Consider the following 25,502-nt stretch of genomic DNA (forward strand, 5'->3'; position numbering starts at 1 on the left):
CCTTGCTGCGGACCCATTCCGCCCCGGCCCGCGTCTTGCCCGCGCCGCGCCCGCCCATGATCACCCATGTCCGCCAATCGCCCTCGGGCGGCAGTTGGTGGTTGAGCGCCCAGAACTCAAACAAAAAAAGGGAGAGCCAGAAGCTCTCCCTCACCGAGTTCATTCAGAAACTGCGCCTGGGTCTGAGCATCGGCGCAGGCGATCCAGCTTGCACCCGATGTCAGCCCGCGCTTTGTCCATGTCGAGGGCATAGCCCCCGCGCGCGATTCCAGCTTGTCGGTTCCGACAGTCATTCAGCGTGTTCTCCGCTTTCAGGCAATGCGCCAGCAGTCCCGCCACTTTGGACGTTTTGCCAGACACCGCAGTTTCCTTGAGTTCCCCCCCCGGACCGGGCCTGTTCCGTCAGACCTTCGATTTCCCGACGCAGCGCGCCGATTGCTTCTTGGAGACCGCGCAGGATTTCCGCGCTGTCTTCCGTCTCTTGCTCCGGGGTAATGATCGTCATCGCTTTACCTCTCGTTGGTTATCCCCAACCGAGCAGACACAAAAAAAACGACCGCCGGGTCACCCCGGGGCCGTTTGCCCATGTCCTCTAGCGTGCCACAAGTCCTACGTCAGACCGTCCGCAAAGTCAAGAAAAACTGTGTTAACAAGACCTTACAGAGGCGCGCGGCAAGCTCTCCGCGCGAATAAAAACCCCGCTGTCTCCAGCGGGGTTTTCAGGTGGTCTCAGTTTCCGCCGGTTGAGGCATTGCCCGCCGCTTCCGCGCCGCGCTCCGCCTCAATTTGACGCCAGCGTGCGACGTTGCGGTTATGCTCGTCCAAGGTTTCCGCAAAAGCGTGCCCCCCGGTGCCATCCGCCACGAAAAAGACGTAGTCCGTCTCCGCCGGTTGCGCTGCGGCCATCAAGCTCGCCCGGCCCGGGTTGGCGATGGGCGTGGGCGGCAGACCGTCGATCACATAGGTGTTCCACGGCGTCTCTGCCCGCAGTTCCGAACGGCGCAGCCCGCGGCCCAGCACGCCCTTGCCCTCGGTCACCCCGTAGATCACCGTGGGGTCGGTCTGAAGCCGCATCCCTTGGTTCAAACGGTTCACGAAAACGCTCGCCACCTGCTCACGTTCGGCGGCGACACCGGTTTCCTTTTCGATGATCGACGCAAGGATCAGCAGATCCTCGGGCGTCTCGATCGGCAGATCGGGGTCGCGCGCTTCAAAGGCTTCGGCCAAGAGCACCTCCTGCGCCGCGGCCATCCGTGCAATCACCTCGGCCCGGTCGTCGCCCGGACGCACCTCATAGCTATCGGGCGCGAGGCTGCCCTCTGCCGGAAGCTCCTCAACCTCGCCGGTCAATTGCTCGACCTGCTTGAGCGCTTCGACAACCTGCCAGCTGGTCACCCCTTCGGCCAATGCCACACGAAACCGCGTGTCATTCGCACTCGAGATTTCGGTATAGGCTTCGGGAGCTTCTTCCTCACCCGGAGTGAATTCCGCGCGTTCGACAAAACGGCTGGTGACCGGGTCCAACTCACGGACCTGCACGCTCACCCGGTTCACCCCGATGCGATAGACAACCTCAGTACCGCAGGTGCTGGCCCCGCCTTGGGTCACGATGTCCACGATCCCCTGCATCGACGTGCCGGGCTGAACAAGAAAGCTGCCCGCCTTCAGGCTGCTCGACTTCTCCTCGTAATCCGCGCCCATGCGAAAGATCGCGGGCGAGGAAACCGCGCCCTGCTCCTCAAGGTTCTGGCTGACCTGCCGCATGTTCGAGCCGCGCTCGACCTGCACACAGATCGCCTGTTCCAACGGCCCTTCAGAGACATAGGTCGACTTGCCCCAGAGGATGATCCCCCCAAGCAGAAACAGGCCGACCAACAGAAACGTCACGGCGTTAGAGGCGATATGACGCCACATTTAGCTGACTTTCCCGAACAGAACCGATGCGTTGGTGCCGCCGAAACCAAAGGAATTGCTGAGCGCCACGTCGATCTTGCGCTCGACCTTCTTGTTCGGCGCCAGATCAATCGGGGTTTCCACCGCCGGATTGTCGAGGTTGATCGTCGGCGGCGCTACCTGATCGCGGATCGCGAGCATGCAGAAGATCGCCTCGATCGCGCCCGCGGCACCCAAAAGGTGCCCGGTGGCGGATTTGGTCGACGACATGGTCACATTGCCCGCCGCATCGCCCATCAGACGCTCGACCGCGCCCAGCTCAATGGTGTCGGCCATGGTCGAGGTGCCATGCGCGTTGATGTAATCCACATCCGAAGGCTCCAGCCCCGCGTTCTTCAGCGCTGCACGCATGGAGCGTTCGCCACCCTCGCCATCCTCGGAAGGGGCGGTGATGTGATGCGCATCGCCCGACAGGCCATAACCCAGCACCTCGGCATAGATCTTGGCACCGCGCGCCTTGGCGTGTTCATACTCTTCCAGCACCACGATGCCCGCGCCCTCGCCCATGACGAAACCGTCGCGGTCCACGTCATAGGGGCGGCTGGCCTTTTGCGGATCGTCGCCGCGTTTGGTCGAGAGCGCCTTGCAGGCGTTAAAGCCCGCCATGCCGATCTCACAGATCGCCGCCTCGGCACCGCCTGCGATCATCACATCCGCATCACCGTATTTGATCAGCCGCGCCGCATCGCCGATGGCATGGGCGCCGGTTGAACAGGCGGTCACGACCGAGTGGTTCGGCCCCTTAAAACCATAGCGGATCGACACCTGACCCGAGATCAGGTTGATCAGCGCGCCGGGCACGAAGAAGGGGCTCACGCGGCGCGGGCCTTTTTCATGCATCATGACGGCGGTATTGGCGATGGAGTTCAGCCCCCCGATGCCCGAGCCGATCAGAACGCCGGTGCGTTCCTGATCTTCCTGCTCGGTCGGCTTCCAACCCGAATCCTCAACCGCCTGCTGGGCGGCGGCCATGCCGAAGAGGATGAAGGTATCGACCTTGCGCTGCTCTTTCGGCTCCATGTATTTATTGGCGTCGAAGGTGCCATCGCTGCCATCGCCCAAGGGCACTTCGCAAGCGTATTGAGTCACCAGTTTGCTGGCATCAAAGCCGGTGATCGGCCCGGCCCCGGACTTCCCATCAAGGATCCGTTTCCAGCTTTCTTCCACGCCGTCCGCGAGCGGGGTAACCAAACCCAAACCCGTTACTACAACTCTGCGCATCTCAGTGCCCCTTGCCGATAATGTCTCGGCGAACCTCTTACCCTGCAAAAGCCTGTAGGCACAAGCATATCGGCGGGGGTCCGCAGGCAGAGCGCAAAAACGCCGATGGCCCGAATCTCAGGGGCCGTCGCCCGATTGGGGCTCAGCCCGGCGGGCCGCGCCGGGTCATCAGATGCACCGCACCGCCCGCCATCTTGACGTCGCGCAGCCCCTGATAGCCAAGCGCCCTCGCGATCCGCAAAGCGGCCTCATTCCCCGCAGAGATCATGCAGACCGTGCGGCCCGTGATCACCCGATCAAACCACTCATGTGCCGCCCGGGCGGCCTCGGCCCCAAGCCGCTGGTCTTGGGCCTGAGGGGCCAAGACCAGCCGCGCCTCGGGGTAAGTGTCGAAATCCTCACCGAAATTGCGGGAGCCAAAGACGAAACCCGTCTGGCCCAGCATCTCGCGCTGGCGATGAAGCTGCACCGCCCACTGTCCAAAGCCGGTGATCTGCCAATGGCCCGCGTTGCGCAGAAAAGCGTCCCATGACTGCCCCTTGGGCCGGGGCTGATCGAGGATCCGGTCCGCCACATCGGGCATCGCCCAAATCTCAGCATAGCGCTGAAAATCCTCGGCACGCATGGCGCGCAGGGTCAGTCTGGCGGTGTTGATGGTCGGGATCGTGCGGGACATGGGGTGAATTGCCTTCACGCTTGAAACTTCTTGGCGCAGACATGCGACCTCAGCTCCAAAGGGACAAGCCCGCCCCGTTCAGACAAATAAAAACGGCGTCATTCCGCTAGGAACAACGCCGTTCTCAAAACTCAAATTCGCCGGTTGCCCGGCAAAGCCTTAAGAGGCTTCTTTGATGAACTTGACCGCATCGCCAACGGTCTGGATGTTCTCAGCCGCGTCATCGGGGATCTCGATGCCGAACTCTTCTTCGAACGCCATCACCAGTTCCACGGTGTCGAGGCTGTCTGCGCCGAGATCGTCGATGAACGACGCATTCTCAGTCACTTTGTCCTCTTCCACGCTCAGGTGTTCTACAACGATCTTTTTCACGCGGTCTGCGACGTCGCTCATAATAAGTCCTCATGTCTTCGGGCCATTCAAGGCCCCTTTTGGTTTCCGCCCGCCGGTAATCGGCGTTTGGAGGATGCCCCAAAAGGGGCGGCTATTTCCTTGTTCGCACAAGGCGCAGGGGGTGATCAAGCACCCTCCGTTTCGATTCTGCGCCCCCTTTAGCACATGCGCCGGGCTTGGCAAACGCTATTGAGGCGCAGGGTCACAACATGGCCATACCGCCGTTCACATGCAAGGTGGTCCCTGTCACATAAGCGGCCTCGGCGCTGGAAAGATAGACCACGGCGGCGGCAATCTCATCCGGGTCGCCCATGCGGCCTGCGGGGATTTGCCCCATGATTCCAGACTTTTGCTCATCCGTCAGCTTGTCGGTCATCGCAGTAGTGATGAAGCCCGGCGCCACGGCGTTCACAGTGATCCCGCGGCTTGCCACCTCATAGGCAAGCGACTTGGACATGCCCACGACACCCGCCTTGGAGGCCGCGTAATTGGCCTGGCCGGGGTTGCCCGTGGCGCCCACCACGCTGGAGATATTGATGATCCGGCCCCAACGCGCCTTCATCATGCCGCGCATCACCCCTTTGCAGAGCTTGAAGGTCGCGGTGAGGTTCACGTTCAGCACCGAATTCCACTCGTCATCCGACATGCGCATGAAAAGATTGTCGCGGGTGATGCCCGCATTGTTCACCAAAATATCGACCGAGCCCATGGCCTCCGCCGCCTGTTTCGGCAGCGCGTCCACGGCCTCCATATCGCTGAGGTTGCACGGCAGCACATGGGCGCGTTCGCCCAACTCGGCCTTCAGCGCCTCAAGCGGTTCGGTCCGCGTGCCCGACAGGCCAACGGTAGCCCCTTGGGCGTGCAGCTTGCGCGCAATATCCGCGCCGATGCCGCCCGAAGCGCCGGTGATCAGGGCATTCTTTCCTGTAAGATCGAACATGTCTCTTCCTTTATTCTCTCAAAGGGCGCGAGGCCCCGACGCGGCGGAAATCCCGCCTATTTTCATGCCTCAGGCGTCAGACGCGGCCTCAACCTCATCCGGCGTGCCGATGCTGCGGGTGGCGACACTTTTGTCGATGCGCCGGATCATGCCCGAAAGCGCCTTGCCCGCGCCGATCTCCCACGCCTCTGTCACGCCCTGCGCGGCCATCCACTCGACCGAGGAACGCCAGCGCACGCGGCCTGTGACCTGTTCAACCAGCAACTCCCGAATGCGGGCGGCGTCCGACACCGCCTCGGCGGTGACATTGGCGACCAGCGGCACGGCGGGATCGTTGAAGGTCACCTCGCCCAATGCTTTCGCCATCTCTTCCGCAGCCGGCCCCATCAAGGGGCAATGGAAGGGGGCGGAGACGGGCAGCAACAACGCGCGCTTGGCCCCGGCCTCTTTCGCCATGGCAACGGCCCGCTCTACCGCGGCCTTTTCGCCGGAGAGCACGTTCTGGCTCGGGTCATTCTCATTGGCGACCTGACAGACGGCCCCTTCGGCGGCGGCTTCGGCCAGTTTCTCGGTCTCTTCGATGCCGAGGCCGAGAATCGCCGCCATGGCGCCCTCACCCACCGGCACGGCGGCCTGCATGGCCTTGCCGCGGATGCGCAGCAGCCGCGCGGTGTCCGCGAGCGACAGCGCGCCCGCAGCGCAGAGTGCCGAGTATTCGCCAAGGCTGTGCCCGGCCACAAAGGCCGCCTTCTCGACACTAACACCCTCGGCCTTCAGCGCGGCCATGGCGGCCAATGAGGTCGCCATCAGCGCGGGTTGGGCGTTCTCGGTCAGGGTCAGCGTGTCGATGTCGCCGTCCCAGATCAGCTCCGACAGTTTCTCGCCCAAGGCCGCATCGACCTCGTCGAAAACGGCGCGGGACTCGGGGTAGGCTTCGGCCAGATCGCGGCCCATGCCGATGGTCTGGGCGCCCTGCCCGGGGAAAACGAATGCGATGCTCATGGTTGCAGCCTCTTATTAGCGATTTCACCCGATGTATCGCGTCCCATGCCGCAAGGGCAAGCCCGTCCCGGCCCGCGCGCCCGCGCCGGGGGTTGCCGTGGCCGGGAAACCGTGTATACGGGCGCTTCCTTGCACAGCATATGAACCGCGCAGACTCTCGTGGTGGGGAGCAAGGATGAACGCCCCGCCTATGAAATGCGCCTTGATACAAATAGGAGTGCACATGCCGCTTTATGAGCATGTTATGATTGCGCGTCAGGACCTGTCCAACACGCAAGCAGAGGGCCTCATCGAACACTTCGGCACCGTTCTCGCGGACAACGACGGCAAGCTCGTCGACAGCGAGTACTGGGGCGTCAAGACGATGGCCTACAAGATCAACAAAAACCGCAAGGGCCACTATGCCTTCCTGCGTTCGGACGCACCCGCGACAGCCGTGCAGGAAATGGAACGCCTGATGCGCCTGCATGATGACGTGATGCGCGTCCTGACCATCAAGGTCGACGAGCACAAAGAACTGCCCTCCGTGCAGATGCAGAAACGCGACGAACGCGACAACCGTCGCGAGCGCCGTTGATCGCCAGCTTGAAGAAGAGGACATAAACCATGGCTGCAAAACCATTTTTCCGCCGTCGCAAAGTCTGCCCCTTCTCGGGCGACAACGCACCTGCGATCGACTACAAGGACACACGTCTGCTGCAACGCTACATCTCTGAGCGTGGCAAGATCGTTCCTTCCCGCATCACCGCCGTATCGGCCAAGAAACAACGCGAGCTGGCCCGGGCCATCAAACGCGCACGTTTCCTCGCCCTGCTGCCCTACGCCGTCAAGTAAGGAGAGAGCACATGCAAGTTATCCTTCTGGAACGTGTGGCCAAACTGGGCCAGATGGGCGAAGTCGTGGACGTAAAGCCCGGCTATGCCCGCAACTACCTGCTGCCGCAGGGCAAGGCGCTGTCGGCCTCCAAGGCCAACGTCGAGGCCTTTGAGGGCCAGAAAGCCCAGCTCGAAGCACAGAACCTCGAGACCAAGAAAGAAGCCGAGAAACTCGCCGAGAAGCTGAACGGTCAGCAGTTCGTCGTGATTCGCTCCGCTTCCGACGCCGGCGCGCTCTACGGCTCCGTCACCACCCGTGACGCCGCCGAAGCCGCGACTGCCGAAGGTTTCTCGATCGACCGCAAGCAGGTCGTTCTGGGCAACCCGATCAAGGAACTGGGCGTGCATGATGTGCGCATCATCCTGCACCCCGAAGTCGACGCCACAATCGAGCTGAACGTTGCACGTTCGCCCGAAGAGGCCGAGCTTCAGGCATCGGGCAAATCGATTCAGGAACTGGCCGCCGAAGAGGAAGCCGCCGCTGAATTCGAGATCTCCGAACTCTTCGACGACATCGGCTCTGCCGCTGACGAAGACGGCGACTCGGACGTGGTGCGCACCCCCGAGGGCGACGCACAGGACGACAGCAACAGCTGATCCGGCCTGTCCGATCTGACATGAAACGCCGCGCGGTCCCCCGCGCGGCGATTTCTTTTGCGCAGCCCCTCCAACCGCCCCGCGCGCGCCTCTGACGCAAACGCCTGTAAAAACAGCGCGATTTATGCTATGATACCTCTATTCAGCATGGAGGATGACACATGCGTTACATCACCATCACCACTTGGGAACTCGCCGACGGGGCGGATTACGACGTGGCCCTGCGCACCATCGAAGAAAAGCGCCTGCCCGCCCTAAAGGGCTTTGGCGCCAGCCGCATCACCGTGGTCCGCACCTCTGAGCGCACGAGTGCCGCAATCACCGAATGGCCCGACAGGGCCACGCGCGACGCCGCCGAACTCAAGATCGACGAGGTCCGACGTTCGGTAAAGCGCGAAGATCAGAGCCGCATGACCGGCGAAATGAAAGGCGAAATCGTCGCCGACGTTTAAGCATGGCGAAAAGCCGCGCCTGAGGGTCCAAGGCTTGGGCAAGGGGCCGCGTATCCTGCGCCTACGCTCTTGCCCGATGGCCCCCTTGGGGCGATCCTCGGGGCGAGATAACAAGCCCCGGTGCATCATGCCTCAGACCACACGCCGCATGTTCCTTTCCCTCATCGCCGCCAGCACGCTCACCGCCTGCAACGCCGCGCCCGAAGTCTCCCCCACGCCGCCGGAGCGCCCCGCCCTGCCGCTGCACCCGAATGAGACGCCAGAGTTGCGACGCAAGATCAACCACTGGGCCGACTTCTATGACCTGCCGCGCCCCTTGGTGCACCGTCTGGCCATCCGCGAAAGCACCCACAATCCCCGCGCCCGCAACGGCCCCTATTACGGTCTGCTGCAAATCCTGCCCGCCACCGCGCGGTCGATGGGGTTCCGGGGCAAACCTTCCGATCTTTTAGACGCCGATACCAATCTGAAATACGCGCTAAAATACCTGCGCGGCGCGTGGCTCCTGTCGGACGGTGACCATGGCACCGCCATCAAATGGTACGCCCGCGGCTACTATTACGAGGCCAAGCGCCGCGGCATGCTTGTGGAAACCGGCCTACGGGACGGGTGATTAATTTTCGGGCTTGCGCGGCCTCTCGCTTCGCCTCAGGTAGGTGTTAATCACGTCAAGAAGGAACGCCGCATGACCCTCCGCCTCAACCGCCGTCACTTCCTCGCCGGCACTGCCGGATTGCTGGCCCTCCACCCCTTCTCTCTCCGCGCCGCGGCCAATCAGGCGCATCTGCGGCTGATGGAAACGACCGACCTGCATGTGCATGTCTTTCCTTACGACTATTACGCCGACAAAGAGGTCGACACCGTAGGCCTTGCCCGCACCGCCAGCATCGTCAAATCGATCCGCGCCGAGGCGACCAATACGCTGATGCTCGACAACGGCGACTTTTTGCAGGGCAATCCGATGGGCGATTACATCGCCTATGAGCGCGGCATGAAAGAGGGCGACATGCATCCGGTGATCCAAGCGATGAACGCGCTTGGCTATGACGCCTCGACCCTGGGCAATCACGAGTTCAACTACGGGCTTGATTTCCTGATGAAATCCCTCGCCGGGGCCGACTTCCCGGTGGTCAGTGCCAATGTCGTCAAAAAGGTCGGCGCCAAACCGAGCGACGATGACACGCTGGTCAAACCCTATGTCCTGCTCGACCGGATGTTGACCGATGGTGCCGGTGAGATGCATCCGATCAAGATCGGCATCATCGGCTTCGTCCCGCCCCAGATCATGAGCTGGGACCGCCGCCACCTCGAAGGCAAGGTGCAGGCCCGCGACATCCTCGAGTCCGCCCGCGCATGGGTGCCCCAGATGAAAGAGGCAGGGGCCGACATCATCATCGCGCTGTCCCACTCGGGCATCGGTGCGGCCAAGGAAGAGGATATGATGGAGAACGCCTCTGTCCCCCTCGCCGCCGTAGAGGGGATCGACGCCATCATGACCGGGCACAGCCACCTCGTCTTCCCCTCGGGCAGCTATGCGGACTATCCGGGCGTGGACGTTAGCGAAGGCACGATCCACGGCAAACCCGCCACCATGGGCGGCTTCTGGGGCAGCCACCTCGGCCTGATCGACCTGATGCTTGAGCGTGACGGCAGCGGCTGGCGCATCGCCAGCCACAGCGCCGAGGCGCGCGCGATTTCACAGCGCAACGAAGACCGCTCAGTGATGCCGCTGGTGGAAAGCGATGCCGAGGTGCTTGCCTCCGTCCAACAGGAACATGATGAGACGCTGGCCTATGTTCGCCGCGCCGTGGGCAAGACCGACGCCAATCTGCACAGCTATTTCGCGCTGGTAGCGGATGACCCTTCGGTGCAGGTCGTCTCCAACGCGCAGCGCTGGTATATCGAACAGATGCTTAAGGGGACCGAACATGAGGGGCTGCCGATCCTCTCTGCTGCCGCCCCCTTCAAGGCCGGTGGCCGTGGCGGGCCGGAGTATTACACCGATGTGCCGAAAGGCGATGTGGCGATCAAGAATGTCGCCGACCTTTACCTCTACCCCAACACAGCCCGCGCGGTGCGCGTGACCGGGGCGCAGGTGAAAGACTGGCTCGAACGTTCCGCCGGCATGTTCAACCAGATCACCCCCGGCAAGGCCAACCAGCGGCTGCTGAACCCCGAGTTCCCCAGCTACAATTTCGATGTGATCGACGGGGTGAGCTATCAGATCGACCTCAGCCAGCCTTCCAAATTTGGCCCCAAGGGCACTGAGGCAAACCCTGGGGCGAGCCGGATCGTGAACCTTGAGTTCGAAGGGCACCCCCTTGATCCCAAAGCCGAATTCATCATCGCCACCAACAACTACCGTGCCAGCGGCGGTGGGGCCTTCCCCGGCGCGATGGGCGATACCATCGTGTTTGAAGGGCCCGACACCAACCGCGACGTGATTGTGCGCTATATCGTCGAGAAAGGCACCATCAGCCCCCGTGCCGATGGCAACTGGCGCTTCGCGCCGTTGGAGGAAACGAGCGTAATGTTCGAAACCGGGCCAAAGGCGGCGGACTACGTCGATGAGGTGACAGGGGTAGAAATGGAACAGGTAGGCGACACGGAAGACGGCTTCGCGCAGTTCCGGATTACTTTGTGACCTCCCCGCTGCGTATTAGCATCTGACATTGCCACATAGAGCAGCGCCTTCCCTTGGGGGCGTTGCAACGATGGTGGCCTGCGGTCGCCCCCATCGCACACAACTGCTGCGAATTTTCGAGACCTTGCAAATCGCCCCCCCCCGGGGTGCCCCCGGGCGGGACATCGACAGTAGGTTCGGTAATCCTTCACGCCCATCCAGAGTGACAGGCAAAGGCCACGCTTCTCACCCAGCCCAAACGAAACAGGGGCGACGGTTTCCCGTCGCCCCTGCTCCAAAATCTGATCCGGTAAGACTTATTCGTCTTCCAGCTCTTCAACAGCTTTCTGAAGCTCTTCTTTCGAGATCTCTTTCTCGGTCACCTTGGCCTGTTCGACCACGTGATCGACAACCTTGTCCTCGAAGATCGGCGCGCGCATCTGCTGCTGCATCTGCTGGTTCTGCTGCACGAATTCAAAGAACTGACGCTCCTGACCCGGGTACTGACGCGCTTGGTTCATGATCGCTTGGGTCATCTCGGCGTCGGTCACCTGAACGTCGGCTTTCTGGCCCAGCTCGGCCAGCAGCAGGCCCAGACGGACACGGCGTTCAGCCAATGTCTTGTGCTCGTCTGTCGGCTCGATCTCGGGGTGATCGTGGCCTTCCACATCGGGGTTTTCCTCGTGCCACAGCTGATGCGCGATCTGCTTGGCTTCGGCGTCAACCAGCGACGGCGGCAGGTCAAAGCTGACCTCTTTGTCGAGCGCGTCCAACAGGTTACGCTTCATCACGGCGCGCGATGCACCGGCATATTCCGCTTCCAGACGCTCAGCGATCTGACCTTTCAACGCGTCGAGATCCTCGGCGCCGAATTTCTTGGCCATCTCGTCGTTAACCTCGGCGGCGACGGGCTCTTTCACTTCTTTCACGGTGCAAGCGAAGGTGGCTTCCTTACCGGCCAGATGCGCGGCCTGATACTCTTCGGGGAAATTCACGACGACGGATTTCTCTTCGCCCGCTTTCACGCCGACCAGCTGCTCTTCGAAGCCGGGGATGAAGGAGTTGGAGCCCAGCACCAGCGGGTAATCTTCCGCCGCGCCGCCTTCGAATTCTTCGCCGTCGACGGAGCCTTTGAAGTCGATCACAACCTGATCGCCATCTTCGGCCTTGGCACCCTCTTCGCGGGCTTTGAAGTCCTGCGCGGTTTCGGCAAGGCTTGCCAGCGCTTCTTCGACAGCCGCATCGTCAGCTTTGACCACCATCTTTTCCAGTTCGATCTTGCTCAGATCAACTTCGGGAATCTCAGGCAGTTTTTCGTAGGACATGGAGACTTCGACGTCGTCGCCTTCTTTCCAGTCCTCATTGGTCATCTTGACCTCGGGCTGCATGGCGGGGCGGTCGCCGGTCTTTTCGAAGTGCTCGTTCATGGCGCCGTCGATGCTTTCCTGCATCGCTTCGCCCATGATCCGCTGGCCGAACTGCTTTTTCAGCAGCGCCATCGGCACCTTGCCCTTGCGGAAGCCCTTCATCTCGACTTCGGGCTGCGCTTCGGCCAGCTTCTCGTTGACCTTGGCTTCAAGCTCATCGGCGGTGACGGTGATGTTGTAACCGCGTTTCAGACCTTCGTTCAGCGTCTCGTTGACCTGCATGTGTGCTCCATAGGGTAAGGCCGCGCGGCGGGGGCGCGGGCGAAAATTTGTGTCCTTCTATGGGTGTTGAACCGCCTGCGCAAGGGGGTCCGCGGCCCATCGCGCCACATCCGCAGAATTCGCCCCCACCCCCGCCGGACAACCCTGTGCCGGGTTACACCAAAAGCACGGCGACATAGGCCACATAGGCCAGCGCAAAGAGCGCCCCCTGCCCGCGTGTCACGCGCCCGCCAAAGGCGCAGGCGATCAGCGCCACCGTGGCCCCCAGCATCACCCAAATATCGAGCGCGGCGATCTGCGCAGCCACCCCCACCGGCTGGATCAGCGCGGTGATGCCCAGCACGCCGAGGATGTTGAAGATGTTGGAGCCGACCACATTGCCCAATGCCACATCGCTCTGCCCGCGCCTTGCGGCGATGACCGACGTGACCAATTCCGGCATGGAGGTGCCTACGGCCACGATGGTCAGGCCGATCACCGCCTCAGACAGCCCCACGGCCTGTGCGAGGGCTACAGCCCCAGTGACCAGAAACCGCGCCGAAAGAATGGTCAGCAAAAGCCCACCCAGCAGCCAGACGAGCGCCAGCCAAACCGGCGCTTGATCCGGCAGCGGCTCCATCGCCTCTGCCCCGCTTCGATCGCTGCGAAAGGTGTAAATCAGATAGGCCGCCAGCCCCGCGAGGGCGGCGCCCCCCGCAAGCCGATCCACCTGCCCCAGCAGCACAGTGCCGAGGCAAAGCAGGCTGGCCGACAGCATGACCGTCCCGTCCCGCGCGAAACTACGTCCGGAGATGGCCACCGGGGCGATCACCGCCGCAAGGCCGAGAATCAGCAGGATATTCGCGATGTTCGACCCCACCACATTGCCAAGCGCGATGTCCGGCGCGCCCAGCAAAGCCGCCTGAACCGAGGTCACCAATTCCGGGGCCGAGGTGCCAAAGCCCACCACCGTCAGCCCGATCACCAAGGGCGACATGCCAACCCTCTGCGCCAGCGCCACGGCGCCGCGCACCAGATACTCACCACCGAGCACGAGTCCCAGCAGACCACCAAGGACAAACAGAATGTTCACGGGAAAAATCTCATCGGCCTCAGACCATCGGGCGCCGCGGAGACCGCGCAGACGCCCGATGCAAATGGGGATAGGCCGGAGGCATTCAAGGCCGCGCGGAAAATTCAGGTCCGCCGCGGCAGGGCGCTCACATGCCCAAGGCTTCTTTGTACATTTCCATCACCGCTTCTTCTTCGGCGATGTCGTCCTTGTCGCGCTTGCGCAGAGCGATCACCTTGCGCAGCACCTTGGTGTCGTAACCGCGCGATTTCGCTTCGGCCATCACCTCTTTTTGCTGTTCGGCAAGGTCTTTCTTCTCGGCGTCCAAACGCTCGATCCGCTCGACGAACTGGCGCAGCTCATTGGCGGTGACCCGGTAGGTCGCATCGCCTTGGGATTCGACGACATCGGGATTGGTGCTGGTATCGCTCATGGGAAGTCCTCACGGAATGGCTGGCTCTGGCGGGTTTGACTACAGGCTGCACGCCCAGCCCGCAAGCGGGACTTGCCCCCCTTGGCGGTTTGGCGTAGCTCTGCCGCCATGGAAAGCGCAAACACATCTATTTTCGATCTCATGGTCTGGGGCGGCGCCGGCCTATCCCTTTTGGGATTGCTCGGTCTGGGCTGGTGCATCATCAAGGTGAGCCGTGCAAAACGCGCGCAGCTCGACGATGAGGAGATGCGCGTGGTGCTGCGCAAAGTTGTGCCGCTGAACATGGGCGCGCTGTTTCTCTCCGTGATCGGCCTGATGCTGGTGATCCTCGGGATTTCGCTGGGCTGATCGGCGCGTTTGAACGGCCCGCCCCGGCGGTGCTGGACAGGGCGGCTGCATCTGCTTAAATCGGCCCATGGATATTCGCCAAATCACCCCCCGCTATTTCGTCGCCCCGCAGATCGAGCCCGGTGACATGGAAAGCCTGCGCGCCCAAGGCATCACCCGCATCCTGTGCAACCGCCCCGACGCGGAAGTGCCGCCCAGCCATCAGGCCGCCGCCATGCGCGACGCCGCCGAGGCCGCGGGGATTGCCTTTGCCGAACAGCCACTGACGCACCAGACCATGACCCCCGATGTCATCGCCCAGAACCGCGCCCTTGGCGTGGAGACCGACGACACCGTGTTGGCCTATTGCGCCTCGGGCACCCGTTCGACCATCGCTTGGGCCTTGGGCCAGGCCGGAGAGATGGACAGCGACGCGATCATCGAAGCGGCACGTCAAGGCGGGTATGACCTTGAGAACATGCGCCCCATGCTGGGACAAAGCTATACTTGAGGTCTCTGCCGGTCCCCTTGGGGGCCGGTATTCTACGCCGCCGCGGTCAGGGCGCGGGCGGGCAGCTGCACCCGGAAGGCCGTGCCGGGCACATCCCGCAGAAAGCTGATCTCTCCGCCCAAGCGGCACATGATCTCACGGCAGATGGCAAGGCCAAGCCCCGCGCCATCGCCCTCCCCCGTGATGCGCGAGAACTTCTCGAAAATCAGCGCCTCCGACCCCGCGTCGATCCCATGGCCGTTGTCGACGAAATCAATCACCAGCCCCTGTGTCGTCACCCGCGGTGTGATCACCAGTCGCGGGTCATCCGCCGCGCAGTATTTGCGGGCGTTGGTGACGAGGTTGATAAAGACCTGCACCAGCCGGTCGAGATCGCTGGTCAGCACAATATCCTCGGCCTGCGGATCGCGCAGCACCTTGAGCGGCCGCGTGACCCCAGCCTGCGCCGTGGTCACCGCCAGATCCAGCAGATCGCGCAGGTTGCCCTCGCGCTGGTTCAGCGTCACCTGCCCGTTTTCCAGCACCGAGAGATCCAACAGGTCATCCAACAGCCGCGTCAGACGGATCGTCTCGCTATGGATAATCGTGGCATAGCGGTTCTTGTCGGCGTCCGTGAGACCGGGCGCATCGCGCAGGATCTCGGAGAACGAGCGGATTGAGGTCATCGGCGTGCGCAATTCATGGCTGATCTGACTGAGGAAACTGTCCTTTTGCAACGACAACTGCGTCAGCTTCTCATTGGCCGCGCGCAACTGCGCCGCCGTCTCGGTCAACTCGCGCGACTTGGCTTCCAACTGGCTGGAATACTCCAGCATCTGCGCGGATTCGTCGGCCACAGCCAGCAGGTCTTGGACCGAGACCGAGGCCCCGCCGACGATCTGCGCCACCATCGCATGGGCCGTGGCCGCCCCGACCGAGGCCGCCAACTCCCGCTCCAGCGCCTGCACGAATCGTGGCGTGGGCTCGGGCAGACGCCGCCCCTGCCCCTGCCGCTCGGCCTCGCGGGTGAAAAACGCCTGCGCCTCCGTCGCGCCCAAGATGCGCTGCGCCATGATCATCAGGTCTTCGCTGCCCGCGACCGAGGCCGTCCACCCCCGCGCCGGGCCGGAATGGTCAAAGACATTGACGAATTGCGCGCCCTGTAGCCGCTCCAACGGTGTGGGGAAGCTAAAGAGGGAGACGACGACGAAAACCAGCGTGTTGAGCGCAAGGCTCCAGACCACCGCATGCACCGTCGGGTCGATCCCCGCGATGCCAAAGAGCGCCTCGGGGCGCAGCCATGCGAGGCCCCAAAGCCCCTGCTCCAAGGTCGCGCTCGACAGGGCCACATCCGCGCCAAAGCTGGGCAGCAGCATGGTAAAGACCCAAAGCACAAAGCCCGTGCCCAGCCCGCAAAGCGCGCCGGTCCGCGTGGCCCCGCGCCAGAGCACCCCGCCCAGCATCGCGGGCAAAAACTGCGCCACCCCGCCAAAGGAGATCGTGCCAATCGCCGCCAGCGCCCCGCTGCCGCCCGAGGCGCGATAGTAGAGATAACCCAAGCCCACCACGCAGAAAATCGACAGCCGCCGCGCAAGGATGACGATATTGCGCACATCCCCCGACTGCGTCGCCCCATCGCGGCGCAGCGCCAGCCAGATCGGCATGACGATATGGTTGCTCACCATGGTCGAGAGCGCCAGCGTGGCGACGATCACCATCGAGGTCGCCGAAGAGAAGCCGCCCAAGAATGACAACATCGCCAGCCCGTTCTGCCCTTGGCTGAGCGGCAGGCTCAGCACGAAGAGATCGGGGTTCGCGCCCTCAGGCATCAGGTCCAGCCCCACCACCGCGATGGGCACGACGAAAAGGCTCATCAGCATCAGGTACAGCGGGAAGGCCCAGCTTGCGATCTGCAACTGCCGCTCGTCGTCGTTCTCGACCACCATGACCTGAAACATACGCGGCAGGCACAAAAGCGCGGCCCCCGAAAGCACGGTCAACGCGGCCCAACGGCTGCCCTGCACTTGCCATTGCCCGATGTCTGAGGCGTCGATCCGCGCCAAGGTCTCGCCCAAGCCTCCGGCCAGACCCCAGATAACGTAGACCCCCACCGCCACCAGCGCCAGCAGCTTGACCACCGCCTCAACGGCGATGGCGATGACGACGCCGTGATGCCGCTCGTTCACATTCAGGTTTCGCGTACCGAACAGTACCGTGAACAGCGTCAGCCCCGCCGCGACCCAAAGCGCCGCCTGCCCCCGGTTGATCACATCGCCCCCCGCCTCGGCCAGCGGCACGTCGGCGGCGGCGAAGATTGACAGCGACAGGATAACCGATTGCAATTGCAGCGCGATATAGGGCGTCACACCGATCACGGCCATCACCGTCACCACGATCGCCAGCGTGTTGGACTTGCCGTAGCGCGATGAAATCAGGTCCGCGATCGAGGTGACGCGATGGCTTCGCCCGATCCGCACCAAACGGCGCAGCCCCCACCACCAGCCGATCATCACCAGCGAAGGGCCGAGGTAGATGGTCACATATTCCAGCCCCGAGCGCGCCGCATATCCCACCGCGCCGTAAAAGGTCCAAGCGGTGCAGTAGATCGACAGCGACAGGGTATAAACCAGCGGCGAGCGCAGCAGCCAGCCGCCCTGCCCGCGCAGGGCCGCGCGTTCGGCGGCGAAGGCCACGATGAAAAGCCCCGCCACATACATCAGGCAGACCGCGACCAACTGGTTGAGCGATACCATCAGCGCGGCCCGTCCGGCTGTGCTACATCCTCACCCGAGGCCACATCCCGCGTCCGCCGCCAGAGCGCCCATGTTCCCAAGATCAGCAGCGCCCAGACCCCAAAGAGATAGCGCAGCGCCACGCTCATCGGGATGGTCGGTGCGGTGGGGTCCGGGCTGCCCGCTGGCACGGGCCAAAGCAGCGGCACCATCCACAGCATCAGCCCCAGAAACGGCAGCAGGCGCACCGCATCCATCATCCGCCGCTGACGGTAGCCGCGTTTTTCCAGAAAGATCGGCCTACGGGGCATGGCGGATCAACTGGCGATCAGGTCGCGCACCGCGTCCAGCATCTCGGCATTCGAGAACGGCTTGGTCATGAAGCGGCTGACACCCGCCTTTTCGGCCATGGCGCGGTCCCGGCTTTGGCCTCGTGCGGTCAGCATCAGCACCGGCAACGCACCGGTTTCGGGGTCACCGCGCAGCTCATCCAATATCTCGAAACCGCTCTTGCCCGGCAGCATCACGTCGAGCATGACCAGATCCGGCGATGCCTTGCGGATAACCTCCACCGCGCCTGACCCATTGGCCAAGGTCTCCACACGCCAACCCTCTTGGCTCAGCAAAAAGCGGATGGCCTCGGCGATATTCACCTCGTCCTCCACCAGAACTACGAGTTTGCTCATCGGCAAAAAGTCTCCCCCCTCGGTGTGCGGCCGCCCCGTCTTGCTGCGGGGTCTCGCGCACCGGGGGGAGCATGCATCGGTTTGCCAGCCCTGTCAAAAACTGCCTTCCGCGCCGCCTCAGATCCCCTCGCGCAGGATCGAAGGCTCGCGCCGCGCGCGGCATCCTTCCACCGGGCAAATGCGACAGGTCGCCCCCACCTGCTGCGCCGGCGCCACCCCCGAGGGGACCGGCAAGAGCAGCATGACCGATTGGCTGAGCGGCGGCGTGTTATAGGCAGCCGCAGCTTGCACTTCGCAGGTGGCAATCGCTTCGAACTCCGCCTGCCCGCGCCCCATTTGCATGACGCGGGATTTCATCACCAGTCCCGGCTGCCCCTGCACCGCGAAGAGCGGCCAAAGCGGGCAACAGGCGCCAAAGCGCGGCACGGTGAACCCCTCGATCGACTTGGCGAATGTCACGCTGCCAGAACGGTCACAGACCACCAGCCCCGCGCCGAGGTCAGGCAGTGACGCCAAGCGCCGCAGCACCCGGCCCATCGGCTGGTCGAGTGCCTGCGCCAGTTTGGCAGGATCGTGACCTATCTCCCCCGCCGCCCGCTCCAGCCGCGCCAAAGGCAGCGCCGCCGCATCGCGGGCGATCTGTTGTAACACACCCGTCGCGATATGCTGCGCGGCCTTGGTCTTGAGCGTATCGGCCTGTTCGACCAGCGCCGCAATCGCCGCCTGCGGGGCGCGCGCCTCTTCCAAAGGGTCGAAGCGGTAGTCATGCGCGGCGAGGAAACTCTCAACCTCGGCCTGGGGCGAATGGGCCACCTCGCGAGTCTCGGCGGCATTGTCGAAATAGGTCACCAGCGCCTGCGCGCTGTCGGACAGGCGACGGCTGTCTTGGTGGATATTGGCGTGAAACCGATCGCGCCATTCCGCTTGCAAACTGTCCGTTTCGGCCAGAATCGCGGCGGTGGAACGGATCGCCGCGGCGGTGCTGAGCAACTCGTGCATGGAGGTGGCAAGCTGCGGGTCATGGGCCAACCGGTCCGAGAGCGCCTCGACCGTCTGCTCCAGTGCCGCGATGCGGCGCTGGCTGTTGGCCAGCACCTTGGCCCAGCCCGGAAACCGCCCCGCGAATTCATCCGCCCGGTCGCTCTCTGGCCCGGTCAGCCCCGCATCCTCCGCCGCCTCGCGCAGCGTGGCAATCAGCGCGGCTTCGGCCCCTTCGGTCAGCGCCTGCGGCTCGACCCCAAGCGCATGGGCGATATTGAGCAAGAGCTTGCCGCCGATTCTGCGCCGATTGTGCTCGATGAGGTTGAGATAGCTGGCCGAGATGCCGCTTTGCTGCGCAAGCTCGGCCTGTTTCAGCCCCGCCATCACGCGCCGCTCACGGATGCGGCTGCCGGTTAGCCCCTCACGCATGGGACGGCCCCGCGTGATTTTTCGCCCGTTGTTTCAAGGTCTTTCTGCGCCGCAATATCATATTCTTTACAGCCCTTCCGGCATGATTGCGAATATATTTACAAAAAAAATCGTTTCGATCAAGCGCCTTATTGATCGGTTTTCATTTTCCGCGCCATAGTTTCTTTGCACTATTGCGTGTTGTGGCATCGGGGGGAGGTTCCGCTGCTGCGACTTACAAAAATGGGAGGACTTCATGTCGTTTACGAAACTGACACGCCGCGGGCTGATCCAGACCGGCGCGGTTGCCGGTGCAGGGTTGGCGCTGCCGACCTATCTGCGCGCGGAAAATCACGCGGGCTTCACCAATGCCCCCACGGGCAGCACCGTGACGCTTGGCTTCAACGTACCCCAGACCGGCCCCTATGCCGAAGAAGGTCTGGATGAGCTGCGCGCGCAGGAGCTTGCGGTCGAACACCTCAATGGCGGGGGCGACGGCGGCATGATGAACACCTTCAGCTCCAAGGCGCTGAAGGGCAACGGTATTCTGGGCAAAAAGGTCGAATATGTCACCGGCGACACCCAGACGAAATCCGACGCGGCCCGCGCCAGCGCCAAATCGATGATCGAAAAAGACGGCGCGGTGATGATCAACGGCGGCTCGTCCTCGGGCGTGGCCGTGGCGGTGCAAGACCTTTGCCAATCGGCGGGCGTGATCTTCATGGCGGGTCTCACCCACGCCAATGACACCACCGGCAAGGACCGCAAGGCCAATGGCTTCCGGCATTTCTTCAACGCCTATATGTCCGCCGCCGCTCTCGCCCCGGTGCTCAAGAACGCCTATGGCTCTGAGCGTCGCGCCTATCACCTGACCGCGGATTACAACTGGGGCTGGACCCAGCAGGAATCCATCGCCGCCGCGACCGAGGCAATGGGCTGGGAGACCGTGGAGAACGTGCTGACGCCGCTCGCCTCGACCGATTTCTCCTCCTATATCGCGCCGGTGCTGAACTCGGGCGCCGATGTGCTGGTGCTGAACCACTACGGCGGCAACATGGTGAACTCGCTCACCAACGCGGTGCAGTTCGGCCTGCTCGACAAACAGGTCAACGGCAAGAAGTTCGAGATCGTCGTGCCGCTCTACTCCGAGCTGATGGCCGCCGGTGCCGGGGCCAACGTGCAGGGCGTGATCGGCTCGATGAACTGGAACTGGCAGTTGCAAGACGAAGGCTCCAAGGCCTTCACCAAATCCTTTGGCGAGAAATACGGCCGCCCGCCGTCGAACTCCGCGCATACCTGCTACGTGCAAACGCTGCTCTATGCCGATGCGGTGGAACGCGCGGGCTCGTTCAACCCCTGCGCCGTGGTCGAGGCGCTTGAGGGCTATGAGTTCGACGGGCTGGGCAACGGGCCGACACTCTACCGCGCGGATGATCACCAGTGCTTCAAAGACGTGCTCGTGATGAAGGGGGCCGAGAACCCGACCAGCGAATACGACACGCTGGAGATCGTCGAACAGACGCCCCGTGCACAGGTCGAATATGCCCCCGATCACCCGATGTTCGCGGGCGGTGATCTGGGCAAATGCAACCCCGGCGCGTGATCCGCTGACATCAGATGGCGCGCGGGCCTGATCCTGCGCGCCCTTTTTATCGCTGCAAGCGGCCATGCCGCTTGTAAACGCTTCCCTTACAGGTGGGGACCATGGACGCAATCCTTCTGCAAATACTCAACGGCCTCGACAAAGGCTCGGCCTATGCGCTGATCGCGCTTGGGCTGACGCTGATCTTCGGCACCCTTGGCGTGGTCAATTTCGCCCATGGGGCGCTCTTCATGATCGGGGCCTTCTGTTCGGTCACGCTGCAACGCATTCTGACGCTCAGCGTCGAGACCATCGACGAGACCAAGAAGGATTTCCTCGGCAATCCGCTGAAGGTCAAAACCCCCTATGTCGAACAGTGGTTCGGGCCGGAAACGGGACAGGCGATCATTGATTGGTCGGTGCCGCTGGCCATCCTCTTTGCGATCCCGGTGATGCTGCTCATTGGCTTCATCATGGAACGCGGGCTGATCAAACATTTCTACAAGCGCCCCCATGCGGATCAGATCCTCGTGACCTTCGGCCTCGCCATCGTTTTGCAGGAAGTCGTCAAATATTTCTACGGCGCCAACCCAATCCCCACCCCTGCGCCGCAGGCTTTCGTGGGCAGCTTCGACTTCGCGCCGCTCTTGGGTTTGGACACGTCGTTGGCCTACCCCTATTGGCGCTTGGTCTACTTTGGCTTTTCGACCCTCATCATCGCCGCGGTCTTTGCCTTCTTGCAATTCACCACCTTCGGCATGGTGGTCCGCGCAGGCATGGCGGACCGTGAGACCGTGGGCCTTCTGGGCATCGACATCGACCGCCGCTTTACCATCATGTTCGGCATCGCCGCCGCCGTGGCGGGGCTTGCGGGCGTGATGTACGCGCCGATCAACTCGCCCAATTATCACATGGGCATGGACTTTCTGGTGCTGAGCTTTGTCGTCGTCGTGGTCGGCGGCATGGGTTCGCTGCCGGGCGCGGTGCTGGCGGGGTTCCTGCTGGGCATCCTCGAAAGCCTCGCTTCCATGAATGAAATCAAAAGCATCATCTACGGTATCGACCAGATCATCATCTACGTCGTTGCCATCGTGATCCTGCTGGTCCGCCCGCGCGGTCTGATGGGACGCCGCGGCGTGATGGAGGAATAAGACATGTTCGGACTGGAAAAACGCGATACGCTTCTTTTGGGGGTCGTGATCGTTCTCACGCTCTTCGCCCCCTTCATCCTTAACCCCTTTCCGGCGGATTCGGGCCTAGCACAGTTCAACGCGGGCTACCCCGACCTGATGCAACGCTTTGTGATCTTTGGCATATTTGCCATCGGGTTCAACATCCTCTTCGGGCTGACCGGCTATCTCTCCTTTGGCCATGCGGCCTTCCTGGGGGTCGGTTCCTACTCTGCTGTCTGGATGTTCAAACTGCTCAGCTACAACGTCGTGCCCGCGCTGGTGCTGGCCGTCATCATGGCGGGGTTGTTCTCGGCACTGATCGGCTACATCAGCCTGCGGCGCTCGGGCATCTACTTTTCAATCCTGACGCTGGCCTTCGCTCAGATGTCCTTCAACCTCGCCTATTCGGTGCTGACGCCGATCACCAATGGTGAGACGGGGTTGCAGATCTACACTTCCGATCCGCAGTACCTCCAAGCCGTCGACGCGCCTTCGTTCCCGAATCTCTTCGGCGCTGCGATGAACTCCTCGACGACGCTGTTCTTCGGTGGTTGGACCTTCACCTTCTCCGTCGGCTACTATTTCTGCGCGGTCTTCCTGATCCTCGCCTTCTATCTGGCGATCCGCATCTTCCGCTCGCCCTTCGGCATGATGCTGCGGGCGGTGAAATCTAACCAGCAGCGGATGAACTACACCGGGTTGAACACGCGGCCCTACACGCTGGCGGCCTTTGTCATCTCGGGCATGTATGCCGGGCTTGCGGGCGGTCTGCTGGCGGCGATGGACCCGCTGGCGGGGGCCGAGCGGATGCAATGGACCGCATCGGGCGAGGTGGTGCTAATGACGATCCTTGGCGGCGCGGGCACATTGATCGGGCCGGTGCTGGGCGCAGGCTTCATCAAGTACTTCGAAAACATCTTTGCCAAGATCAACGACAACGTGTTGCACGGCTGGTTCGCCTTCATGCCCGACGGGATCGAAGACGCGATGGTCGCGATCATCCACCCCTTCGTCGGCAAGGGCTGGCACCTGACGCTTGGCCTTCTGTTCATGCTGGTCGTGATCTTCCTGCCCGGTGGGCTGGTCGAGGGCGGGCAACGTCTGGGCCGGGTCTTCCGCCGCCGGGACAAGAACGCAGGCTCGGTCGAGGCCGACGCCGCCCAACAGCGCAGCGAAGCCGCGGAATAGGAGAGACATCATGGCCATTCTCGAAGTCAAAAATGTCGGCAAGCGCTTTGGCGGGTTGCAGGCGCTGAGCGACGTGAACCTCAGCGTGGCGGAGAACTCCGTCCACGCGATCATCGGTCCCAATGGGGCAGGCAAATCCACCCTGCTGAACTGTCTGGTGGGCAAGCTCATCCCCGATACCGGCTCCGTCATGTTCGACGGGCAGTCGGTGCTGGGGCGCAAACCCTATGAGATCAACCAGATGGGCATTTCCCGCGTGTTCCAAACGCCCGAAATCTTTGGTGATCTGACGGTGATGGAAAACATGCTGATCCCCTGCCTTGCCAAACGCGACGGGGCATTTCAACTGAACGGCTGGTCGCGGGTCGTGGGCCAGCGCGACATGATCGACAAGGCCGAGGAAATGCTGCGCGACATGCGTATGATCGACAAACGGCACATGCCCGCGGCCTCCATGTCGCGCGGGGACAAACGGCGGTTGGAGATCGCCATGTGCCTTGCCCAAGACCCCCGTCTGCTGCTTTTGGACGAACCGACCGCCGGCATGGCGCGGGCCGACACCAACAACACCATCGACCTGCTCAAACAGATCAAGGATGAGCGCGACATCACCATCGCCATCATCGAACACGACATGCATGTCGTTTTTTCACTGGCCGAGCGGATCACCGTGCTGGCCCAAGGCACGCCGCTGGTCGAAGACACGCCCGACCGGATCAAGGGCCACCCCAAGGTGCGCGAAGCCTACCTTGGCGAAAGCCAAGACGCCGCCTGACCCCCTCCTATTGCCGCAGATCTAGGACAGCATATGACCACCAGCACGCTCGACAAAAACGCCAACCACGCCCAAACCGCCCCCGCCTTCCTCTCGGTCTGGGACATTCACGCCTATTACGGCGAAAGCTACATCGTGCAGGGGGTGAGCTTTAACGTCCATGAAGGGGAGATTCTCGCCCTGCTCGGCCGCAACGGGGCCGGCAAAACCTCGACCCTGCGGGCCATCGCGCGGGTGAGCGACCCAGAGTTGAAACGCGGCGAGGTCTGGCTTGACCATCAGCCGCTGCACAATATGGCCAGCCACCAAGCCTCTGCCGCGGGGCTGGCACTGGTGCCCGAAGACCGGCGCATCATTTCCGGCCTCACGGTCGAAGAGAACCTCAAACTCGCCCAGATCGCCCCGCCCATCGGCTGGTCGCTCGACCGGCTCTATGACCTCTTCCCGCGCCTGCGCGAGCGGCGCCATCAAGAGGGGGTGACCCTCTCGGGCGGGGAGCAGCAGATGCTCGCCATCGCACGCGCTTTGGCCCGGGACATCAAGGTGTTGCTGCTCGATGAACCCTATGAAGGGCTGGCGCCGGTGATCGTGGATGAGATCGAAAAGACGCTGGGGCTGATCAAGGCGCAGGGCATCACCACGATTCTGGTCGAACAAAACGCGGTGCGGGCGCTGAAACTGGCCGACCGGGCGGTGATCCTCGACACCGGCGGCGTGGTCTTTGACGGCACCGCCGCCGAGGTGCTCGACAATGCGGAACTGCGCGCAGAATACCTCGCGATCTGACCTAAGGTCACTCAGGTCCGGCGCGCGCGGCTGAGGCCCAGCCTCATTCTCGCGCCCCGGACCGCTTTGCGCGACAAAAAACCGATCCTACCCCCTAGACAACAGTTGGCTTTTCATGGCTTTGCCCATGCCCTATAAGCGTGCCAATCAATCGCGCAGCGACGGGCCGCAGGCCTGCCGAAATCTTCGAGGATCCAATGACAAACAAAACCCATGACGCTGACGTGGCCTTCATCAAGGCCCTCGCCGAGCTGCTGAATGAAAACGACCTGACCGAGCTTCAGGTGAAACGCGACTATGCCGAGGATGACAGCCTGAACGTGCGCGTCAGCCGCAAGCCCCCGCAGCAGGTCATGGCCGCCCCCCAGCAACAGTACCAAGCCCGCGGACGCTTTCAGGCGAATTGATAATAGCGCCAACCTTCATAAGGAGTTGCACCAGCCGATCGGTGACATTTTGTGCGGAAAGTTGTCCGCCGACAGCTTCTCCGGGCAGAAGATCGATTGTTTA

At 62.7% G+C, this 25,502-nt stretch carries 27 protein-coding genes and 2 pseudogenes; 14 read left to right on the top strand and 15 right to left on the bottom strand.

Features of this window, described 5'->3' with window-relative positions:
* The 8 genes and pseudogenes from FCK22_RS19225 to fabD form a co-directional block, all read right to left on the bottom strand.
* Positions 1-251, bottom strand: a pseudogene (locus FCK22_RS19225) (ATP-binding protein); the annotation flags it as partial.
* A 38-nt stretch (positions 252-289) separates the two neighbouring features.
* Positions 290-505 carry a hypothetical protein gene (locus tag FCK22_RS19230; protein WP_248646401.1) on the bottom strand — a complete coding sequence of 72 codons (216 nt, stop codon included), beginning with the start codon at positions 503-505 and terminating at the stop codon, positions 290-292.
* Positions 506-729: 224 nt separating this feature from the next.
* A complete protein-coding gene (gene mltG / locus FCK22_RS01390) occupies positions 730-1,914 on the bottom strand; it encodes an endolytic transglycosylase MltG (RefSeq protein WP_067261857.1) in 1,185 nt (394 codons plus the stop codon).
* Positions 1,915-3,174, bottom strand: a complete 1,260-nt coding sequence (gene fabF / locus FCK22_RS01395; protein ID WP_067261855.1) for a beta-ketoacyl-ACP synthase II — start codon at positions 3,172-3,174, stop codon at positions 1,915-1,917.
* A 142-nt stretch (positions 3,175-3,316) separates the two neighbouring features.
* Positions 3,317-3,850: a GNAT family N-acetyltransferase gene (locus FCK22_RS01400; RefSeq protein WP_067261853.1), complete on the bottom strand. Its 534-nt coding sequence runs from the start codon at positions 3,848-3,850 to the stop codon at positions 3,317-3,319.
* Between the two features lie 159 nt (positions 3,851-4,009).
* The gene (locus FCK22_RS01405; protein ID WP_067261852.1) at positions 4,010-4,243 is read right to left on the bottom strand and encodes an acyl carrier protein; all 234 of its coding nucleotides are present in this window, start codon (positions 4,241-4,243) and stop codon (positions 4,010-4,012) included.
* Positions 4,244-4,445: 202 nt separating this feature from the next.
* On the bottom strand, positions 4,446-5,183 hold the full coding sequence (gene fabG, locus FCK22_RS01410) for a 3-oxoacyl-[acyl-carrier-protein] reductase (RefSeq protein ID WP_007119971.1): 738 nt from the start codon (positions 5,181-5,183) through the stop codon (positions 4,446-4,448).
* A gap of 69 nt (positions 5,184-5,252) precedes the next feature.
* On the bottom strand, positions 5,253-6,185 hold the full coding sequence (gene fabD, locus FCK22_RS01415; protein ID WP_067261849.1) for an ACP S-malonyltransferase: 933 nt from the start codon (positions 6,183-6,185) through the stop codon (positions 5,253-5,255).
* A gap of 223 nt (positions 6,186-6,408) precedes the next feature.
* On the opposite strand from fabD, the gene rpsF reads away from it, so the two are divergent.
* The 6 genes from rpsF to FCK22_RS01445 all read left to right on the top strand — a co-directional run bounded on the left by rpsF (position 6,409) and on the right by FCK22_RS01445 (position 10,753).
* Positions 6,409-6,762 (top strand): 30S ribosomal protein S6, encoded by a 354-nt coding sequence (rpsF, locus tag FCK22_RS01420; protein ID WP_067261847.1) that lies wholly within the window; start codon positions 6,409-6,411, stop codon positions 6,760-6,762.
* A 29-nt stretch (positions 6,763-6,791) separates the two neighbouring features.
* Positions 6,792-7,019 (top strand): 30S ribosomal protein S18, encoded by a 228-nt coding sequence (gene rpsR / locus FCK22_RS01425; RefSeq protein WP_005852865.1) that lies wholly within the window; start codon positions 6,792-6,794, stop codon positions 7,017-7,019.
* An 11-nt stretch (positions 7,020-7,030) separates the two neighbouring features.
* Complete coding sequence (rplI, locus tag FCK22_RS01430) at positions 7,031-7,657, top strand: 50S ribosomal protein L9 (protein WP_067261846.1); 627 nt, start codon at positions 7,031-7,033, stop codon at positions 7,655-7,657.
* Between the two features lie 161 nt (positions 7,658-7,818).
* Positions 7,819-8,109: a hypothetical protein gene (locus tag FCK22_RS01435; protein WP_067261844.1), complete on the top strand. Its 291-nt coding sequence runs from the start codon at positions 7,819-7,821 to the stop codon at positions 8,107-8,109.
* Positions 8,110-8,236: 127 nt separating this feature from the next.
* Entirely contained in the window at positions 8,237-8,722 is a 486-nt protein-coding gene (locus tag FCK22_RS01440; protein ID WP_067261842.1) for a lytic transglycosylase domain-containing protein, read from the top strand.
* Between the two features lie 72 nt (positions 8,723-8,794).
* Positions 8,795-10,753 carry a bifunctional 2',3'-cyclic-nucleotide 2'-phosphodiesterase/3'-nucleotidase gene (locus FCK22_RS01445; protein ID WP_067261841.1) on the top strand — a complete coding sequence of 653 codons (1,959 nt, stop codon included), beginning with the start codon at positions 8,795-8,797 and terminating at the stop codon, positions 10,751-10,753.
* Positions 10,754-11,049: 296 nt separating this feature from the next.
* On the opposite strand, the gene tig is transcribed toward FCK22_RS01445, so the two are convergent.
* The 3 genes from tig to FCK22_RS01460 all read right to left on the bottom strand — a co-directional run bounded on the left by tig (position 11,050) and on the right by FCK22_RS01460 (position 13,865).
* Positions 11,050-12,381 carry a trigger factor gene (tig, locus tag FCK22_RS01450; protein ID WP_067261839.1) on the bottom strand — a complete coding sequence of 444 codons (1,332 nt, stop codon included), beginning with the start codon at positions 12,379-12,381 and terminating at the stop codon, positions 11,050-11,052.
* Positions 12,382-12,535: 154 nt separating this feature from the next.
* Positions 12,536-13,453 carry a calcium/sodium antiporter gene (locus tag FCK22_RS01455; protein ID WP_067261837.1) on the bottom strand — a complete coding sequence of 306 codons (918 nt, stop codon included), beginning with the start codon at positions 13,451-13,453 and terminating at the stop codon, positions 12,536-12,538.
* Positions 13,454-13,580: 127 nt separating this feature from the next.
* Entirely contained in the window at positions 13,581-13,865 is a 285-nt protein-coding gene (locus FCK22_RS01460; protein WP_067261835.1) for a DUF2312 domain-containing protein, read from the bottom strand.
* 108 nt (positions 13,866-13,973) lie between these two features.
* Here FCK22_RS01460 and FCK22_RS01465 point away from each other — a divergent pair, with 108 nt between their 5' ends.
* Entirely contained in the window at positions 13,974-14,213 is a 240-nt protein-coding gene (locus FCK22_RS01465; RefSeq protein WP_168612596.1) for a hypothetical protein, read from the top strand.
* A gap of 67 nt (positions 14,214-14,280) precedes the next feature.
* Entirely contained in the window at positions 14,281-14,703 is a 423-nt protein-coding gene (locus tag FCK22_RS01470; RefSeq protein WP_067261831.1) for a TIGR01244 family sulfur transferase, read from the top strand.
* Positions 14,704-14,735: 32 nt separating this feature from the next.
* Here the strand turns inward: FCK22_RS01470 and FCK22_RS01475 are convergent, their stop codons facing one another.
* The 4 genes from FCK22_RS01475 to FCK22_RS01490 form a co-directional block, all read right to left on the bottom strand.
* The gene (locus tag FCK22_RS01475) at positions 14,736-17,435 is read right to left on the bottom strand and encodes an ATP-binding protein (RefSeq protein WP_067261830.1); all 2,700 of its coding nucleotides are present in this window, start codon (positions 17,433-17,435) and stop codon (positions 14,736-14,738) included.
* Entirely contained in the window at positions 17,435-17,725 is a 291-nt protein-coding gene (locus tag FCK22_RS01480; protein ID WP_067261828.1) for a hypothetical protein, read from the bottom strand. Before FCK22_RS01480 ends, FCK22_RS01475 begins: the two co-directional genes overlap by 1 nt.
* Before the next feature lie 6 nt (positions 17,726-17,731).
* Positions 17,732-18,100 (bottom strand): response regulator, encoded by a 369-nt coding sequence (locus tag FCK22_RS01485; RefSeq protein ID WP_067261826.1) that lies wholly within the window; start codon positions 18,098-18,100, stop codon positions 17,732-17,734.
* Positions 18,101-18,217: 117 nt separating this feature from the next.
* Positions 18,218-19,510: a helix-turn-helix transcriptional regulator gene (locus FCK22_RS01490; RefSeq protein ID WP_067261825.1), complete on the bottom strand. Its 1,293-nt coding sequence runs from the start codon at positions 19,508-19,510 to the stop codon at positions 18,218-18,220.
* Positions 19,511-19,745: 235 nt separating this feature from the next.
* Here FCK22_RS01490 and FCK22_RS01495 point away from each other — a divergent pair, with 235 nt between their 5' ends.
* From FCK22_RS01495 to FCK22_RS01520, 6 genes and pseudogenes are all read left to right on the top strand, one after another.
* Positions 19,746-21,092 (top strand): substrate-binding protein, encoded by a 1,347-nt coding sequence (locus tag FCK22_RS01495; RefSeq protein WP_067261823.1) that lies wholly within the window; start codon positions 19,746-19,748, stop codon positions 21,090-21,092.
* A gap of 101 nt (positions 21,093-21,193) precedes the next feature.
* Positions 21,194-22,222 carry a branched-chain amino acid ABC transporter permease gene (locus tag FCK22_RS01500; RefSeq protein WP_067261822.1) on the top strand — a complete coding sequence of 343 codons (1,029 nt, stop codon included), beginning with the start codon at positions 21,194-21,196 and terminating at the stop codon, positions 22,220-22,222.
* A 3-nt stretch (positions 22,223-22,225) separates the two neighbouring features.
* Positions 22,226-23,431, top strand: a complete 1,206-nt coding sequence (locus FCK22_RS01505; RefSeq protein ID WP_067261820.1) for a branched-chain amino acid ABC transporter permease — start codon at positions 22,226-22,228, stop codon at positions 23,429-23,431.
* A 10-nt stretch (positions 23,432-23,441) separates the two neighbouring features.
* Positions 23,442-24,206 (top strand): ABC transporter ATP-binding protein, encoded by a 765-nt coding sequence (locus FCK22_RS01510; RefSeq protein ID WP_067261818.1) that lies wholly within the window; start codon positions 23,442-23,444, stop codon positions 24,204-24,206.
* 33 nt (positions 24,207-24,239) lie between these two features.
* Positions 24,240-24,992 (top strand): ABC transporter ATP-binding protein, encoded by a 753-nt coding sequence (locus FCK22_RS01515; protein WP_067261816.1) that lies wholly within the window; start codon positions 24,240-24,242, stop codon positions 24,990-24,992.
* 197 nt (positions 24,993-25,189) lie between these two features.
* Positions 25,190-25,363: pseudogene (locus FCK22_RS01520) on the top strand (acetyl-CoA carboxylase, biotin carboxyl carrier protein); the annotation flags it as partial.
* Positions 25,364-25,502: the final 139 nt, after the last annotated feature.

This window comes from Sulfitobacter sp. 15WGC, assembly GCF_005068605.1.
Lineage (GTDB): Bacteria > Pseudomonadota > Alphaproteobacteria > Rhodobacterales > Rhodobacteraceae > Sulfitobacter > Sulfitobacter faviae.

Coding starts and splice junctions, on each gene's coding strand:
- rplI (WP_067261846.1), top strand. CDS start 7,031: ATGCAAGTTATCCTTCTGGAACGTGTGGCCAAACTGGGCCAGATGGGC.
- FCK22_RS01510 (WP_067261818.1), top strand. CDS start 23,442: ATGGCCATTCTCGAAGTCAAAAATGTCGGCAAGCGCTTTGGCGGGTTG.
- FCK22_RS01495 (WP_067261823.1), top strand. CDS start 19,746: ATGTCGTTTACGAAACTGACACGCCGCGGGCTGATCCAGACCGGCGCG.
- FCK22_RS01440 (WP_067261842.1), top strand. CDS start 8,237: ATGCCTCAGACCACACGCCGCATGTTCCTTTCCCTCATCGCCGCCAGC.
- FCK22_RS01515 (WP_067261816.1), top strand. CDS start 24,240: ATGACCACCAGCACGCTCGACAAAAACGCCAACCACGCCCAAACCGCC.
- fabG (WP_007119971.1), bottom strand. CDS start 5,183: ATGTTCGATCTTACAGGAAAGAATGCCCTGATCACCGGCGCTTCGGGC.
- FCK22_RS01465 (WP_168612596.1), top strand. CDS start 13,974: ATGGAAAGCGCAAACACATCTATTTTCGATCTCATGGTCTGGGGCGGC.
- FCK22_RS01400 (WP_067261853.1), bottom strand. CDS start 3,850: ATGTCCCGCACGATCCCGACCATCAACACCGCCAGACTGACCCTGCGC.
- FCK22_RS01460 (WP_067261835.1), bottom strand. CDS start 13,865: ATGAGCGATACCAGCACCAATCCCGATGTCGTCGAATCCCAAGGCGAT.
- fabD (WP_067261849.1), bottom strand. CDS start 6,185: ATGAGCATCGCATTCGTTTTCCCCGGGCAGGGCGCCCAGACCATCGGC.
- FCK22_RS01480 (WP_067261828.1), bottom strand. CDS start 17,725: ATGCCCCGTAGGCCGATCTTTCTGGAAAAACGCGGCTACCGTCAGCGG.
- FCK22_RS01485 (WP_067261826.1), bottom strand. CDS start 18,100: ATGAGCAAACTCGTAGTTCTGGTGGAGGACGAGGTGAATATCGCCGAG.
- FCK22_RS01500 (WP_067261822.1), top strand. CDS start 21,194: ATGGACGCAATCCTTCTGCAAATACTCAACGGCCTCGACAAAGGCTCG.
- FCK22_RS01470 (WP_067261831.1), top strand. CDS start 14,281: ATGGATATTCGCCAAATCACCCCCCGCTATTTCGTCGCCCCGCAGATC.
- FCK22_RS19230 (WP_248646401.1), bottom strand. CDS start 505: ATGACGATCATTACCCCGGAGCAAGAGACGGAAGACAGCGCGGAAATC.
- rpsF (WP_067261847.1), top strand. CDS start 6,409: ATGCCGCTTTATGAGCATGTTATGATTGCGCGTCAGGACCTGTCCAAC.
- rpsR (WP_005852865.1), top strand. CDS start 6,792: ATGGCTGCAAAACCATTTTTCCGCCGTCGCAAAGTCTGCCCCTTCTCG.
- FCK22_RS01490 (WP_067261825.1), bottom strand. CDS start 19,510: ATGCGTGAGGGGCTAACCGGCAGCCGCATCCGTGAGCGGCGCGTGATG.
- FCK22_RS01405 (WP_067261852.1), bottom strand. CDS start 4,243: ATGAGCGACGTCGCAGACCGCGTGAAAAAGATCGTTGTAGAACACCTG.
- fabF (WP_067261855.1), bottom strand. CDS start 3,174: ATGCGCAGAGTTGTAGTAACGGGTTTGGGTTTGGTTACCCCGCTCGCG.
- FCK22_RS01435 (WP_067261844.1), top strand. CDS start 7,819: ATGCGTTACATCACCATCACCACTTGGGAACTCGCCGACGGGGCGGAT.
- tig (WP_067261839.1), bottom strand. CDS start 12,381: ATGCAGGTCAACGAGACGCTGAACGAAGGTCTGAAACGCGGTTACAAC.
- FCK22_RS01475 (WP_067261830.1), bottom strand. CDS start 17,435: ATGGTATCGCTCAACCAGTTGGTCGCGGTCTGCCTGATGTATGTGGCG.
- mltG (WP_067261857.1), bottom strand. CDS start 1,914: ATGTGGCGTCATATCGCCTCTAACGCCGTGACGTTTCTGTTGGTCGGC.
- FCK22_RS01505 (WP_067261820.1), top strand. CDS start 22,226: ATGTTCGGACTGGAAAAACGCGATACGCTTCTTTTGGGGGTCGTGATC.
- FCK22_RS01445 (WP_067261841.1), top strand. CDS start 8,795: ATGACCCTCCGCCTCAACCGCCGTCACTTCCTCGCCGGCACTGCCGGA.